This window comes from Delftia sp. DS1230, assembly GCF_040112715.1.
Lineage (GTDB): Bacteria > Pseudomonadota > Gammaproteobacteria > Burkholderiales > Burkholderiaceae_C > Comamonas > Comamonas tsuruhatensis.
On record NZ_CP157763.1, the window covers coordinates 468759 to 483586 of the forward strand.

The window sequence follows — 14828 nt, forward strand, 5'->3', positions numbered from 1 at the left end:
GCCTGTTCAGCCTGCAGCAAGTCGGTTTGCCAGCCAGCGGTCTGCCGGTTAGCCAGGCTTTTTTTCTACGTGGAACGGGAAAGCACGATTGCATTCAATTCAAGCAGGGCATGCACGTTGGCCCTGCTTTTTTATTGCCTTCAACTGCGTCGGCATCAGTTGTTTTCCGGCTCAGGATGGCCTCGTACGACAAAGCGCCGCGAAAACCCCAGGGGGCGCGTGACGGCGCGCGGATCGCCAAGAAATGGCAGCCGGAATCCAGGTTCCTGCAGGATTTCGACACTCCAGTCCGTATTTCCCATGAATCGAAATCGCACCAGCGATCGTTCGTCCGATGGCAGCAACGAGAAGCTGCCCGTGGAATACATGCTGCCTATCACGGCCTTGTCGAGTGCCTGCAAATTCTCGTCGAGCAGCGTGATCCGCAGCATATCCTCCATGGGCGTGTCATCGGTGGTGAACAGAAGGTAGAGGTCGTTCCATTGAAAGGCTGCCTCGAGAATGGTGCCGTCCACCAGAAAGGGCGTTGCATTCCCGTTGAGCACCAGGCGGCTTTGCGGTACCTGCCCTGCAGGATGGGATGCGGCGGGCTGCAGTGACAACTGCCGGTCGGAGAGGATGCGCATCTGTTGTCCTGAAGTGTCACCAGAGGAATTCGACGCCTATGGCAGCCAGTGCCCCGCCGACAAATGCGCCGACCACCACGCAGGCAGGTGCCCCGGGCCCGCAGGCCAGCCCGGCCAGGGCACCACCTGCCATGCCTCCACCGATCCCGGCACCTGTGACGGCCAATTCCTTGCCGGCGGCCTCCACCTTGTTGTCTGCGTTGGCGATGGTGTAGACCGATACCGCAATGGAGAAGACCAGGAGGCCGCGTCCTGCCCGGGAGAGCGTGCGCATTCTCTGGGTGATGGCGGCATTGGACTTGCCGGCGGATTTGACGATTTCGCCATACACGGCGTTTTGCTGGGCCGCCGTGAGGCGATCGAACCGCACGTTGGGGCCGTGCAATTGCTGGGCCTTGCGGGCAATCAGCTCATTGAGCGTCTTGCCCTCGCTCTTGATGCGTTGCGCCATGGCTCTGCCCACGGGGGTGCTGCGGCCTCGGATGATCTCCATGACGACATTGCGGGCCTCCTGGGCCTGTTGTGCAGCCTGTCCCCAGGTGATGCGGCCGCTCGTGGCCTGCAACTGAAGCTCGTTGGCCATGGCCTGAATCTGTCGGGCATAGGCCAGGCGTGCAGATGAGTCCAGCGAGAGATGCACCCCGGCATTGGCAACCTCTGCTTTCAGTGCCTGTATGGCGGCATCGAATGCTGCACGGTCCTTTTGCTCGTCATTGGCCATATGCACTTATCCCTTTGTCAATGGAGCGGCGCCCGAACGCCCGAAATCCGGGATTTCATGTCGTTGAGCCGCATTCCTGGGTCGTTCGGATTTTTTTGAATGCAGAAAGCATTCGGAAAATCGGCATCATAAAGAGATCGGGAAATTCATCAACCGAGATGCCGGTGACATCGATTGTTTGTTGCTGAATGTGTATTCAGGTCAAAACCGGCGCCTGAATGGCATGCCTCCAGACATGAAAAAGGGGATGGCCTGCAAAGGCCATCCCCGAAGTGCGTGAAGAAGGCCGCCCTGCAGGCAGGCGGCCATTGCCGGCTCAGACGCCGGCGGCGTGTGCCTGCTGGTCCGCGTGGTAGCTCGAGCGCACCATGGCGCCCACGGCTGCATGCGTGAAGCCCATCTTGTACGCCTCTTCCTCGAACATCTTGAAGGTGTCGGGGTGCACGTAGCGACGCACCGGCAGGTGGCTGTTGCTGGGTGCCAGGTATTGGCCGATGGTCAGCATGTCGATGTCATGCGCACGCATGTCGCGCATGACCTGCAGGATTTCCTCATCGGTCTCGCCCAGGCCGACCATGATGCCGCTCTTGGTCGGAACCTTGGGGTGCAAGGCCTTGAACTTCTTGAGCAGGTTCAGCGAGAACTGGTAGTCCGAGCCGGGACGCGCTTCCTTGTACAGGCGCGGTGCGGTCTCCAGGTTGTGGTTCATCACATCGGGAGGCGCGGCCTTGAGGATTTCCAGCGCACGGTCGTCGCGACCACGGAAGTCGGGCACCAGGATCTCGATCTGGGTCAGCGGCGAGAGCTCGCGGATGTTCTTGATGCACTCGACGAAGTGGCCCGAGCCACCATCGCGCAGGTCGTCGCGATCCACGCTGGTGATGACCACGTATTTCAGGCGCAGCTCGGCAATCGTCTTGGCGAGGTTGAGCGGCTCGTTAGTGTCCAGCGGGTCGGGGCGGCCGTGGCCCACGTCGCAGAACGGGCAGCGGCGCGTGCACTTGTCGCCCATGATCATGAAGGTGGCCGTGCCCTTGCCGAAACATTCGCCGATGTTGGGGCAGGAGGCTTCCTCGCAGACCGTGTGCAGCTTGTTGGCGCGCAGGATGTCCTTGATCTCGTAGAAGCGCGTGGTGGGGCTGCCCGCCTTGACGCGAATCCACTCGGGCTTCTTGAGCGCTTCGCCATGCTCGACCTTGATCGGGATGCGCGAAAGCTTCGCTGCCGCCTTCTGCTTGGCCAGCGGGTTGTACTCGGCTTGTGACTGCGCTTCGCGCACGACGGTGTTGGTGGTCATGGTTCTGGATTCAGGGGGCTAGGCGGCGCTGCAACTGTCGTCCCAGCACGCGCGCGGCTTCGTCCCAGGTTGTCTGAACGCCGATTGTAGAAAGGTCCACCGTTTGCAGCCCTGCGTAGCCGCAAGGGTTGATCCGGCCGTAGGGTTCCAGGTCCATGGCGGCGTTCAATGCAACGCCGTGATAGGTGCAATGCCGGCTGACCTTGATGCCCAGGGCTGCAATCTTGCCCAGCCCCGAAAAATCGGGTTGGGGCGCGGGCGAGCCGGGCGCGCGCAGTTGCGGACGCTGGGGCAGCATGGCATGGCTGCGAGGGTCGTCGAGGCGCACGTAGATGCCGGGGGCACCTTCCACGCGGTGGCCGGTGATGCCGAAATGCTCCAGCGTGCGGATGACCGCATCCTCGATGCGGAACACGTATTCCTTCACGAAGTAGCCCAGGCGCTGCAGGTCCAGCAAGGGATAGGCGACCACCTGGCCCGGGCCATGGTAGGTGACCTGTCCGCCGCGGTTGGTGGCCACCACGGGAATGTCGCCAGGGCTCAGCAAGTGGTCACTTTTGCCGGCGAGGCCTTGTGTGAAATGTGCGGAGTGCTCGCATATCCACAGCTCGTCGCGCGTGCAGGCATCGCGTTGGCTGGTGAAGGCCTGCATGGCCTGCACCGTGGCCTCGTAGTCCGTGCGGCCCAGCAGGCGCAGGTCCAATGACTGCGACTGCTGCGCGTCGAGGGTGCTCACAGCACCACTTTCACCAGCGGATGCGAGGTGAAGGCGCGGTACAGATCGTCGAGTTGTTCGCGGCTGGTTGCCGTCACCGTGACGGTGACGCCCAGGTATTTGCCGCTGCTGCTGGGGCGCAATTCAATGGTGCTGGCGTCAAAGGCAGGGTCGAAGCGTTGGGCGATCTGGGTGATCTCGTGCACCAGATGCTCGGCCTTGACGCCCATGACCTTGATGGGGAACTGCGACGGGTACTCGATCAGCGAATCCTTGCGCGGGTCCGCGCCCGGCTCGGTGGCTGGGGTGGGGGTAGGGGTGGAGGCGTCGGTCATAGGTGAATCAAGGTTAATCGCTTGGCGTTGGAGGCGATTGTGCGCTATCGTTCGCGGCCATGTCGCAGCCCGGGGCTGCCGCGTCGTCCGCCACGAGAACTCCACACACAACAAACAAGTGGCCTGCGGCGCGAGGCTGGCGCTGTTGGCCGGCTGCCACACAGCCCGGTCGCCGCCTCCGTTTTGGGCATGCCCGTAACAACCCCTATCGTTCGGCAGGGGTTTTTACTTATAATCAGAGGCTTTGTGAAAAAGTCTTGTCTGGTCTGCGGCCTTAGAGAATTCAATGAAAAACTACGCCGCCGACACAGACGCTGACAGGGAACTTGAGGGCGAGGATTCCGACTTCAAGCCCCTGACCTCCGAGGAGGCTCAGGAGTGGCGCACGCGAAACCCGCAGATGTCTGTGTGGCGTTTCGTGGTGGTCCAGGCGGTGGTGGGCGTGCTGGTGGCACTGGTCGCATGGCTGGTGACGGGGCGCGCCGAGGTCGGATGGTCGGCTGCCTACGGTGCCTTGTCGGTGGTGTTGCCGGCAGCGCTGTTTGCGCGTGCCGTCGTACGAAAGAGGCCGGGCGGCGCTGCAGCCGCCATGGTGGGAATTTTTGGCTGGGAACTGGTGAAGCTGGTGCTGTGCATTGCCATGCTGGCGGCTGCACCCAAGCTGGTCCCGGGGCTGAGTTGGCTGGCGCTGCTGGCGGGCTTGGTAGTCGTCATGAAAACGTATTGGGTCGCGCTGATAGTGCGATCCAGTGTCCGAAAAACCGATTGATATTTGAAGAGAAGTTGACCGATGGCCGCAGACGCGCACGCACCTACTGCAAGTGAATACATCGTTCACCACCTGCAGCACCTCCAGAACATCAAGCAAAAGTCGATCATCGACTTTTCGGTCATCAACCTGGACTCGATCGTCGTCAGCGCCACGCTGGGCGTGCTGAGCCTGTTCGTGCTGTGGCTTGCCGCGCGCAAGGCCACATCGGGCGTTCCGGGGCGCTTCCAGGCGGCTGTAGAGCTGCTGGTCGAGATGGTGGACAACCAGGCCAAGGCCAACATCCACAACGCGCAAAGCCGCAAGTTCATCGCTCCCCTGGCACTGACCGTGTTCGTGTGGATCTTCATGATGAACGCCATGGACATGCTGCCGGTGGACCTGCTGCCGGTGCTGTGGCAGGGCTTCCAGGGTGACTCGCACGCCTACCTGCGCGTCGTTCCCACGGCTGACCTCTCGACCACGCTGGGCCTGTCCTCGGCCGTGCTGATCCTGTGCTTCTTCTACAGCATCAAGATCAAGGGCATGGGCGGCTGGGCCCACGAACTGGTGACTGCCCCGTTCGGCACCAGCAAGAATCCCGTGTTTGCACTGATCCTGGGTGTCGTGAACCTGGCCATGCAAATCATTGAATATGTCGCCAAGACGGTTTCGCATGGCATGCGACTGTTCGGCAACATGTACGCTGGTGAGTTGGTGTTCTGTCTGATCGCTCTGATGGGCGGTGCGGCTGCCATGTCGCTTTCCGGTGTGTTGCTCCCCTTGGGGCACATCATTGCAGGCTCTATCTGGGCGATCTTCCACATTCTGATCATCACCCTGCAGGCCTTCATTTTCATGATGCTGACGCTGATCTATCTCGGCCAGGCGCATGAAGCCCACTGACCATTTCCTTTCCCTCTCAACCTTTCTCTTTCTTTAATCTCAGGAGTCATCATGGAAAACATTCTCGGTCTCGTCGCTCTGGCTTGTGGTCTGATCGTTGGTCTGGGCGCTATCGGCGCTTCGATCGGTATCGCCCTGATGGGTGGCAAGTTCCTGGAATCGTCGGCACGTCAGCCTGAGCTGATCAACGAACTGCAAACCAAGATGTTCATCTTGGCCGGTCTGATCGACGCTGCCTTCCTGATCGGTGTGGCCATCGCTCTGCTGTTCGCTTTCGCCAACCCCTTCGTCCTGGCCTAAGCTCCGATCAACGCCCTAGATAGAAAGGTGTTGCCGTGAGTATCAACGCGACCCTGTTCGTCCAGGCCATCGTTTTCCTGATCCTGGTGCTGTTCACGATGAAGTTCGTGTGGCCCCCGATCGCGAAGGCGCTGGATGAACGAGCTCTGAAAATCGCCGATGGCCTCGCTGCTGCCGACAAGGCCAAGACCGACCTGGCCGCTGCCAACAAGCGCGTCGAGCAGGAACTGGCACAGACGCGCAACGAAACGGCATCGCGGCTTGCGGACGCCGAACGCCGTGCCCAGGCCATCATCGAAGAAGCCAAGGCCCGTGCCTCCGAAGAAGGCAACAAGATTGTTGCTGCTGCCCGCGCCGAGGCCGAGCAGCAGACAATCCAGGCCCGTGAAGCCCTGCGCGAGCAAGTGGCTGCGCTGGCCGTCAAGGGCGCCGAGCAGATCCTGCGCAAGGAAGTGGATGCCGGCGTCCATGCCGACCTGCTGAACCGCCTGAAGACCGAGCTGTAAGGAAGAGCAAACATGGCAGAACTCGCCACCATTGCCCGTCCTTACGCAGATGCCCTGTTCAAGGCCAGCACCCAGCAGGGTGCTGACCTGTCCGGCACTGTTGCCTGGGCGGAGGAATTGGCGGCGATTGCCGCCAATCCGCAATTGCGCCAGCTGGCCGACGACCCCAAGGTGACCGACGAACAACTGTTCGACGTCATCAGCGGCGTGGCCGGCTCGGCATTGCCCGATGCCGCACGCAACTTTCTGCGCGTCATCATTGAAAACGGCCGACTGCAAGCCCTGCCAGAAGTGGCGGCCCAGTTTCGCAGCCTCGTGAACCGCGCCGGTGGCTCGTCCGACGCCGTGGTTCAAAGCGCATTCCCCATAGATGCTGCCGCACTGGCCGCACTCGGGACTTCGCTGGAGAAGCGTTTCGGCCGAAAGCTGAACCTGTCGGTGCAGCAAGATCAGTCCCTGATCGGTGGCATCCGCGTCGTGGTGGGTGATGAAGTTCTTGACACCTCCGTCAAGGCCCGCCTGGAACAAATGAAAGCGGCCCTCATTGCGTAACAACGCGACTGAGGTCTCGGCTAACCAAAGCTAAAGAAGGAAAGAGTCATGCAACTCAATCCCGCAGAAATTTCTGAACTGATCAAGAGCCGCATCGAGGGTCTGGCTGGCAGCAGCGACATCCGTAACGAAGGCACCGTGGTTTCGGTGACCGACGGTATCGTGCGCGTGCACGGCCTGTCGGACGTGATGCAAGGCGAAATGCTGGAATTCCCCGCAGGCAAGGACGGCCAGCCCTCCTTCGGCCTGGCGCTGAACCTCGAGCGCGACTCCGTCGGCGCCGTGATTCTGGGCGAGTACGAGCACATCTCCGAAGGCGACACCGTCAAGTGCACGGGCCGCATTCTGGAAGTGCCCGTCGGCCCCGAACTCATCGGCCGCGTGGTCAACGCCCTGGGTCAGCCCATCGACGGCAAGGGCCCGATCAACGCCAAGATGACGGACGTGATCGAGAAGGTCGCTCCCGGCGTGATCGCACGCCAGTCCGTGGACCAGCCCCTGCAGACCGGCATCAAGTCCATCGACTCGATGGTGCCCGTCGGCCGTGGCCAGCGCGAACTGATCATCGGCGACCGCCAGACCGGCAAGACCGCCGTGGCCATCGACGCCATCATCAACCAGAAGGGTCAGGGCGTTACCTGCATCTACGTTGCGATCGGCCAGAAGGCTTCCTCGATCAAGAACGTGGTGCGTGCCCTGGAGCAGGCCGGCGCGATGGAATACACCATCGTTGTGGCTGCCACCGCTTCCGAATCCGCTGCCATGCAGTACGTGTCGGCCTACTCGGGCTGCACGATGGGCGAGTACTTCCGCGACCGCGGCGAAGACGCGCTGATCGTCTATGACGATCTGTCCAAGCAGGCCGTGGCCTACCGCCAGGTTTCGCTGCTGCTGCGCCGTCCCCCGGGCCGCGAAGCCTTCCCCGGCGACGTGTTCTATCTCCACAGCCGTCTGCTCGAGCGCGCAGCCCGCGTGAATGCCGACTATGTCGAAGCCTTCACCAAGGGCGAAGTCAAGGGCAAGACGGGTTCGCTGACGGCTCTGCCCATCATCGAAACCCAGGCGGGTGACGTGTCGGCCTTCGTGCCCACCAACGTGATCTCGATCACGGACGGCCAGATCTTCCTGGAAACCAGCCTGTTCAACGCCGGTATCCGCCCCGCCATCAACGCCGGTATCTCGGTGTCGCGCGTCGGTGGTGCTGCACAGACCAAGCTGGTCAAGGGCCAGTCCGGCGGTATCCGTACCGACCTGGCGCAATACCGTGAGCTGGCTGCCTTCGCGCAGTTTGCCTCCGACCTGGACGAAGCCACCCGCAAGCAGCTCGACCGCGGTGCCCGCGTGACCGAACTGCTCAAGCAGGCCCAGTACAGCCCCCTGTCCACCGCCCTGATGGGCGCTTCGCTGTTCGCAGTGAACAAGGGCTACATGGACGACATCCAGGTCAAGCAAGTGCTGGCTTTCGAGTCTGGTCTGCACCAGTTCCTGAAGACCAGCCACGGCGCCCTGATCGACAAGCTGAACGCTTCCAAGGCCATGGACAAGGATTCCGAAGCCGAATTGAACGCCGCCATCGTTGCGTTCAAGAAGTCGTTCGCTTAAACCGGACGAGGAGCCATCATGGCAGCAGGTAAGGAAATTCGCGGCAAGATCAAATCGGTGGAAAACACCAAGAAGATCACCAAAGCCATGGAAATGGTGGCCGCATCCAAGATGCGCAAGGCGCAGGAACGGATGCTGGCTGCACGCCCGTACAGCGAAAAGATCCGCAACATTGCAGTCCATCTTGGCCAAGCCAACCCCGAGTACGTGCACCCGTTCATGCAAGTGAACGGTGATGCCAAGACTGCCGGCGTCATCGTTGTGACGACGGACAAGGGGTTGTGCGGCGGCATGAACACCAACGTGTTGCGTGCTGTCACGGCCAAGCTGCGGGAGCTGCAGGATCAAGGCGTGTCGGCAGAAGCGGTGGCCATTGGCAACAAGGGTCTGGGCTTTCTGAACCGTGTCGGCGCCAAGGTGGTTTCGCACGCGACGGGTCTGGGCGATACGCCCCATCTGGAAAAGCTGATCGGCCCTGTGAAGGTGCTGCTCGATGCGTACGCAGCGGGCAAGCTGAGCGCGGTGTACCTGAGCTACACCAAGTTCATCAACACCATGAAGCAGGAATCGGTGGTGGAGCAGTTGCTGCCCCTGTCGTCCGAGAGCATGCAGGCCGAGAAGACGTCTGGCCATAGCTGGGACTACATCTACGAACCCGATGCGCAGTCCGTGATCGACGAGCTGCTCGTGCGTTACGCAGAGTCCCTGGTCTACCAAGCGGTTGCAGAAAACATGGCGTCCGAGCAATCGGCGCGCATGGTGGCCATGAAGGCCGCGACCGACAACGCCGGCAACGTCATCAGCGAGTTGAAGCTCGTCTACAACAAGACGCGTCAGGCAGCCATCACGACCGAACTGTCGGAAATCGTGGCTGGCGCCGCTGCGGTGTAAACGGCTTTAACAGACAAACTAATTGGAGCAAAAAATGGCTCAAGTGCAAGGCAAGATTGTTCAATGTATTGGCGCTGTGGTGGACGTCGAGTTCCCCCGCAACGCAATGCCCAAGGTGTTCGATGCCCTGAAGCTCGACGGCTCGGCCCTGACGCTGGAAGTGCAGCAACTGCTGGGTGACGGCGTTGTGCGTACCATCGCCCTGGGCTCGTCCGACGGTCTGCGTCGTGGCCTGATGGTGTCCAACACCGGCAACCCCATCACCGTGCCCGTGGGCAAGGCGACGCTGGGTCGCATCATGGACGTGCTGGGCAACCCCATCGACGAACGCGGTCCCGTGGATCAGGCCCTGACGGCCCCCATCCACCGCAAGGCACCGGCTTATGACGAGCTGTCGCCTTCGCAGGAACTGCTGGAAACCGGCATCAAGGTGATCGACCTGATCTCTCCCTTCGCCAAGGGCGGCAAGGTGGGTCTGTTCGGTGGCGCCGGCGTGGGCAAGACCGTGAACATGATGGAACTCATCAACAACATCGCCAAGGGCCACGGTGGTCTGTCGGTGTTTGCCGGTGTGGGTGAACGTACCCGTGAAGGCAATGACTTCTATCACGAAATGTCGGACGCCGGCGTGGTCAACCAGGAGTCGCTGAACGACTCCAAGGTCGCCATGGTCTACGGCCAGATGAACGAACCCCCGGGCAACCGTCTGCGCGTGGCGCTGACCGGCCTGACCATGGCCGAAGCCTTCCGTGACGAAGGCAAGGACGTGCTGTTCTTCGTGGACAACATCTACCGCTACACGCTGGCCGGTACCGAAGTGTCCGCTCTGCTGGGCCGCATGCCTTCCGCCGTGGGCTACCAGCCCACGCTGGCCGAGGAAATGGGCCGCCTGCAAGAGCGCATCACCTCGACCAAGGTCGGTTCGATCACTTCCATCCAGGCCGTTTACGTGCCTGCCGATGACTTGACCGACCCCTCGCCTGCCACGACGTTCGCCCACTTGGACTCCACCGTGGTGCTGTCGCGTGACATCGCTTCGCTGGGTATCTACCCCGCTGTCGACCCGCTGGACTCCACCAGCCGCCAGCTGGACCCCCAGGTCGTGGGTGAAGAGCACTACAAGGTGGCCCGCGAAGTGCAGGGCACGCTGCAGCGCTACAAGGAACTGCGCGACATCATCGCCATTCTGGGCATGGACGAGCTGGCTCCCGAAGACAAGCTGACCGTGGCCCGCGCCCGCAAGATCCAGCGTTTCCTGTCGCAGCCTTTCCACGTGGCCGAAGTGTTCACTGGCGCTCCCGGCAAGTACGTGTCGCTGGCTGAAACCATCCGTGGTTTCAAGATGATCTGCGCCGGCGAGTGCGATCACCTGCCCGAGCAGGCCTTCTACATGGTTGGCACCATCGACGAAGCCTTCGAGAAGGCCAAGAAGCTGGCGGCTTGAGCCTGCGGCACCCCCTGAGCGACTGCGTCGCCTCCCCCTCTCTACCCGCTTTGCGGGGGAGGGGGACGACACCCTCGCCGAGGGGCGGCCCTTGCTCGGTGTCCCCGATCTGGGCCCTGCCGGTTCCAAGTTCCAGTCCTACCTTTTCTGAGGAGCAAAGATGAACACCATCCACGTTGATGTGGTCAGTGCCGAAGAGTCCATCTTCTCCGGTGAAGCGCGCTTTGTCGCCCTGCCCGGTGAATCCGGCGAACTGGGCATTTTTCCCCGCCACACTCCGCTGATCACGCGCATCAAGCCCGGCTCGGTGCGTATCGAGATGGCTGACGGCAGCGAAGAGTTCGTCTTCGTGGCCGGCGGCATCCTGGAAGTGCAGCCCAACTGCGTGACCGTGCTGTCCGACACCGCCATCCGCGGTGCCGACCTGGACGCCGAGAAGGCCGAGAAGGCCAAGCTCGAAGCCGAGGAAGCGCTGAAGAACGCCAAGAGCGAAGTCGATCTGGCGCGTGCCCAGTCCGAGCTGGCCGTCATGGCCGCCCAGATCGCGGCCCTGCGCAAGTTCCGCCAAAAGCGCTGAGCCCTCCCGGGACCAGCCGCAATAAAGCCGCCCTCGGGCGGCTTTTTTCATGGTGCGCAGGCGTCTCAGTCGCCGCAGCGGGCCTGGTAGACGTAGGTCACGGCGTTGTCCTTGGGGTCGACCGTGCGCGACTTGTGCGTCACGGCCTTGGCTGGCACGGGGCACAGCGCGCGGATCTGCTGCTCGCATCGCTTGGGGTCGTCCTCGCGCAGCTTGCAGCTGAGCACATAGTCGTACTCTTGCGAGTCATCGAGGACGGGGCTTGCGCAGGCGCTCAGGGTCAGCACGGCGGCCAGCAGGCCCAGGCGGGCCAGGGTGTTCTTCATGGTGTGGATGCTCCTTGATGAAATGGCGTGACGCTATCACAGCCTCCGTGCCCGCGATAGCTCGATGAAGGGGGGCGCTCGGTCTGAGGGTCGTTTTGCCTCAGTGCCGCTGTATCACGACGGTATCGGGAAGATTGTCGCCACCTTCGTGCACAGGCTGCAACGGGTCGCGCGGGAAGTTGGTTTCCAGCAGCAGGCTCACGCGCTCGAGCGCCGCCGTCATGCCCATGGCATAGTGGCCGCCCTGGAAAGCGGCCTGCATGTCACTGATCAGCGTCTGCCACTGCTGCGCAGGCAGGGTGCGCGCCAGGGCGCGGTCGGCGACGATCTCGATGGCGTGGTCGGCCAGCAGCAGATAGATCAGGGCGCCGTTGTTGTGCTCGGTATCCCAGACGCGCAGCTTGCCGAACAGCGTGATGGCGCGCTCGCGCGGCGTGGCATCGCGCCAGATGTAGCTGGGCGGCAGGCCGGGCTCGACGCAGATACGGATCTGTCCTGTATGGCGCTGCTCGCTCATGGTGATCAGGCGCTCCAGCTCCGCCAGGGTCTCGGGTGGGAGCGCACGCCGCAGCTGCCCTTCGGCCCAATGGTGGCGCAGCAGCCGGACCAGACGCTGAACAAAGCCTGTGATTGCAGCCGCCATCTCACCAACTCCCCGAGGCGCCGCCGCCCCCAAAACTGCCGCCTCCCCCGGAGCTGAAGCCTCCGCCGCCACTGCTTCGTCCGCCGCCTCCGCCAAAACCACCGCCATAGCCACCCCCTCCGCCCCATCCACCGCCACCCCTGCCGGAGCGGCCGCTGCCCAGCAAGGTGAACAGCAGAGCGACGATGCCCGCTCCGCCTGCCACCAGCAGACTGGTGGTCACCACATAGGCGGCAATGCCGGCGCCTGTGCCTGCCAGCACCGAGGCCAGGGGCCGGCCCAGCATCGAGCGCAGGATGGGGCCCGCGATGACCACACCGAGAAAGAAGAACAGCATCAGGTCTTCCATGTCGAAGCCACGGTCCGGGCTTTTGGAGGAAGGGGCATTGGGGGAGGGGGCCGGCAGCTGCTCGCCCGCAATGCGTGCCGCCACTTGGTCCAGCGCAGCGGCAATGCCGCCTGCATAGTCGCCCTGGCGAAAGCGCGGGGTCATCTGCTGGTCGATGATGCGAGCGGCCGCCAGGTCGGGGATGGCGCCTTCCAGCGCGCGGGCCACTTCCAGCCGCATGCGCCTGTCGTTCTTGGCAATCACCATCAACAGCCCGTCGCCCACGTCGCGGCGGCCTATCTTCCAGTCGCTGGCCACGCGCCAGGCATAGGCGGCGATGTCCTCGGGCGCCGTGGTGGCCACCATCAGCACAACGACCTGCGAGCCCGACTTCTGTTCAATGCTGCGCAGCCTGTCTTCAATGGCCCGTGCCTCGTCGGGCGACAGCGTGCCCGTCTGGTCGATGAGCCGGGCCGTCAGCGGGGGGACGGGTTGCGGAGCCTGCGCCAGCGCGCTGCCTGGCAGCAACAACGCTGCCAGGAGCAGGGCGCAAAGCATGCGCCAGAGCGGCGCCAGGGATGTGGTCACGGTTTACTTGTTGCCGAAGTCCACCGTGGGCGGGCGAGAGATTTCGGCCTCGTTCTGCACGCTGAAGGTGGGCTTGGGCTCATAGCTGAAGACCTTGGCTGTCAGATTGGTCGGAAAGCTGCGCGCCAGCACGTTGTAGGACTGCACGGCCTGGATGTACTGGTTGCGCGCCACGGTGATGCGGTTCTCCGTGCCCTCCAGCGTGACGCGCAGGTCACGGAAGCCCTGATTGGCCTGCAACTGGGGGTAGCGCTCGGCCACCACCATCAGCCGGGACAGCGCACTGGACAGCTCACCCTGCGCCTGCTGGAACTTGTTGAAAGCCTCGGGGTTGTTGACCAGCTCGGGCGTGGCCTGGATGGAGGTGGCCTTGGCGCGCGCCTCCACCACCTTGGTCAGGGTCTCCTGCTCGAAATTGGCCTCGCCCTTGACCGAGGCCACGATGTTGGGCACCAGGTCGGCACGGCGCTGGTACTGGTTGAGCACCTCGCTCCAGGCCGACTTGGTCTGTTCGTCAAGGCGCTGGAAATCGTTGTAGCCGCAGCCGGTCAGTACCAGAACGGTGGCAAGTGTGGCGAGTAGACGTTTCATGAGATGACAACCTGAAAGCGACAATGGAAGACAGTATCGTGCACGATGCTGCGCATCGCTGGCGATTGTGCTGCGCACCCGGCCCGCTGCCCTGTAGGGCAAAGGCCATTCGCAGCGACTAGGACAAGGACTGCAAACGGGCTCTATGCATCAATTCAACGCGGCGCGCTGGCTGCCCGGTGGCCACGCGCAGACCATCTGGCCGGCGCTGTTCGCGCACCGTCGGCCGGCCGGCCATGCGGCACCCCGGTGGCGGTGGGAGCGCTGGGATACCCCGGATGGCGACTTCATCGATGTCGCCTTCGGCAGTGCTCCCACCCCGCCTGCCGATGCGCCATGGCTGGTGCTTTTCCATGGCCTTGAAGGCTCGGCGAACAGCCACTATGCCCAGGCCATGGCCTGTGTGGCCGAACAGCGTGGCTGGCACATGGCCGTGCCGCACTTTCGCGGCTGCAGCGGCGAGGTCAACCGGGCGCCGCGCGCCTATCACTCGGGCGATGTGCAGGAGGTGGACTGGATACTGCGCCGCCTGCGCGAGCGGTCTTCTCGCCCGCTGCATGCGGTCGGTGTCTCCCTGGGCGGCAATGCGCTGGCACGCTGGGCGGGCGTGCAGGCGGACAAGGCTGCCGAGGTGGTGCAGGCCCTGGCGGCGGTGAGTGCGCCGCTGGACCTGGCCGCCGGGGGAACGGCGCTGGGGAAAGGGCTGAACCGCTGGATCTACACGCGCATGTTCCTGCGCACCCTGGTGCCCAAGGCGCTGCTCAAGTGGGCGCAGTTTCCCGGTCTCTTCGATCGTGATGCCGTGTTGCGTGCACGTGATCTGAGAGAGTTTGACGATGCGTTCACTGCGCCGGTCCACGGCTTTCGTGATGCGCAGGACTATTGGCATCGGGCGGCGGCCAGACCGCTGCTGGGAAGCATTGCCGTGCCTGCACTGCTGCTCAATGCGCTGGACGATCCCTTTGTCCCTTCGTACAGCCTGCCGGCGCCAGGCGAAGTCGGCCCGCGGGTTACGCTGTGGCATCCGCCGCACGGCGGTCATGTGGGTTTTGCACAGGGGCGTTGGCCGGGACATGTACTGGCCATGCCGCAGGCCGTCACGCAGTGGCTGGCACACAGCGAAAAAGGATGA

19 protein-coding genes are annotated in these 14828 nt (G+C 63.0%); 10 read left to right on the forward strand and 9 right to left on the reverse strand.

The genetic code is table 11. From position 1 onward, the window contains the following. Positions 1 to 155 precede the first annotated feature (155 nt). The 5 genes from AAN986_RS02165 to AAN986_RS02185 form a co-directional block, all read right to left on the reverse strand. Positions 156 to 626, reverse strand: a complete 471-nt coding sequence (locus AAN986_RS02165; protein WP_047219527.1) for a hypothetical protein — start codon at positions 624 to 626, stop codon at positions 156 to 158. 16 nt (positions 627 to 642) lie between these two features. Next, positions 643 to 1347, reverse strand: coding sequence for a hypothetical protein (locus AAN986_RS02170; RefSeq protein ID WP_047219528.1), 705 nt, complete (start codon positions 1345 to 1347; stop codon positions 643 to 645). A 316-nt stretch (positions 1348 to 1663) separates the two neighbouring features. Further along, positions 1664 to 2644 (reverse strand): lipoyl synthase, encoded by a 981-nt coding sequence (gene lipA, locus AAN986_RS02175; RefSeq protein ID WP_013800257.1) that lies wholly within the window; start codon positions 2642 to 2644, stop codon positions 1664 to 1666. A gap of 10 nt (positions 2645 to 2654) precedes the next feature. Continuing rightward, on the reverse strand, positions 2655 to 3380 hold the full coding sequence (gene lipB / locus AAN986_RS02180) for a lipoyl(octanoyl) transferase LipB (protein WP_047219529.1): 726 nt from the start codon (positions 3378 to 3380) through the stop codon (positions 2655 to 2657). Further along, on the reverse strand, positions 3377 to 3694 hold the full coding sequence (locus AAN986_RS02185; RefSeq protein WP_016448499.1) for a DUF493 family protein: 318 nt from the start codon (positions 3692 to 3694) through the stop codon (positions 3377 to 3379). Before AAN986_RS02185 ends, lipB begins: the two co-directional genes overlap by 4 nt. Positions 3695 to 3980: 286 nt before the next feature. On the opposite strand from AAN986_RS02185, the gene AAN986_RS02190 reads away from it, so the two are divergent. From AAN986_RS02190 to AAN986_RS02230, 9 genes are all read left to right on the forward strand, one after another. Next, positions 3981 to 4463 carry an ATP synthase subunit I gene (locus tag AAN986_RS02190; RefSeq protein ID WP_016448498.1) on the forward strand — a complete coding sequence of 161 codons (483 nt, stop codon included), beginning with the start codon at positions 3981 to 3983 and terminating at the stop codon, positions 4461 to 4463. 21 nt (positions 4464 to 4484) lie between these two features. Further along, positions 4485 to 5348, forward strand: coding sequence for a F0F1 ATP synthase subunit A (gene atpB, locus AAN986_RS02195; protein WP_016448497.1), 864 nt, complete (start codon positions 4485 to 4487; stop codon positions 5346 to 5348). A 51-nt stretch (positions 5349 to 5399) separates the two neighbouring features. Then, complete coding sequence (atpE, locus tag AAN986_RS02200) at positions 5400 to 5648, forward strand: F0F1 ATP synthase subunit C (RefSeq protein ID WP_011803767.1); 249 nt, start codon at positions 5400 to 5402, stop codon at positions 5646 to 5648. Positions 5649 to 5683: 35 nt separating this feature from the next. Then, positions 5684 to 6154 carry a F0F1 ATP synthase subunit B gene (locus AAN986_RS02205; RefSeq protein ID WP_016448496.1) on the forward strand — a complete coding sequence of 157 codons (471 nt, stop codon included), beginning with the start codon at positions 5684 to 5686 and terminating at the stop codon, positions 6152 to 6154. A gap of 12 nt (positions 6155 to 6166) precedes the next feature. After that, positions 6167 to 6706 (forward strand): F0F1 ATP synthase subunit delta, encoded by a 540-nt coding sequence (locus AAN986_RS02210; RefSeq protein WP_012202354.1) that lies wholly within the window; start codon positions 6167 to 6169, stop codon positions 6704 to 6706. A 48-nt stretch (positions 6707 to 6754) separates the two neighbouring features. Continuing rightward, complete coding sequence (gene atpA, locus AAN986_RS02215) at positions 6755 to 8308, forward strand: F0F1 ATP synthase subunit alpha (protein WP_016448495.1); 1554 nt, start codon at positions 6755 to 6757, stop codon at positions 8306 to 8308. Positions 8309 to 8326: 18 nt separating this feature from the next. Then, the gene (gene atpG, locus AAN986_RS02220; RefSeq protein WP_012202356.1) at positions 8327 to 9199 is read left to right on the forward strand and encodes a F0F1 ATP synthase subunit gamma; all 873 of its coding nucleotides are present in this window, start codon (positions 8327 to 8329) and stop codon (positions 9197 to 9199) included. 34 nt (positions 9200 to 9233) lie between these two features. Further along, entirely contained in the window at positions 9234 to 10643 is a 1410-nt protein-coding gene (atpD, locus tag AAN986_RS02225; protein ID WP_012202357.1) for a F0F1 ATP synthase subunit beta, read from the forward strand. Between the two features lie 160 nt (positions 10644 to 10803). After that, complete coding sequence (locus AAN986_RS02230) at positions 10804 to 11220, forward strand: F0F1 ATP synthase subunit epsilon (protein WP_012202358.1); 417 nt, start codon at positions 10804 to 10806, stop codon at positions 11218 to 11220. 65 nt (positions 11221 to 11285) lie between these two features. Here AAN986_RS02230 and AAN986_RS02235 read toward each other — a convergent pair whose 3' ends face one another. The 4 genes from AAN986_RS02235 to AAN986_RS02250 form a co-directional block, all read right to left on the reverse strand. Continuing rightward, entirely contained in the window at positions 11286 to 11546 is a 261-nt protein-coding gene (locus AAN986_RS02235; RefSeq protein WP_047219530.1) for a hypothetical protein, read from the reverse strand. 100 nt (positions 11547 to 11646) lie between these two features. Then, on the reverse strand, positions 11647 to 12189 hold the full coding sequence (locus AAN986_RS02240; protein WP_016448493.1) for a TPM domain-containing protein: 543 nt from the start codon (positions 12187 to 12189) through the stop codon (positions 11647 to 11649). Between the two features lies 1 nt (position 12190). Further along, a complete protein-coding gene (locus tag AAN986_RS02245) occupies positions 12191 to 13075 on the reverse strand; it encodes a TPM domain-containing protein (RefSeq protein WP_047219537.1) in 885 nt (294 codons plus the stop codon). Positions 13076 to 13108: 33 nt separating this feature from the next. Beyond that, complete coding sequence (locus tag AAN986_RS02250) at positions 13109 to 13696, reverse strand: LemA family protein (RefSeq protein WP_016453559.1); 588 nt, start codon at positions 13694 to 13696, stop codon at positions 13109 to 13111. A 145-nt stretch (positions 13697 to 13841) separates the two neighbouring features. On the opposite strand from AAN986_RS02250, the gene AAN986_RS02255 reads away from it, so the two are divergent. Next, complete coding sequence (locus AAN986_RS02255; protein WP_047219531.1) at positions 13842 to 14828, forward strand: alpha/beta fold hydrolase; 987 nt, start codon at positions 13842 to 13844, stop codon at positions 14826 to 14828.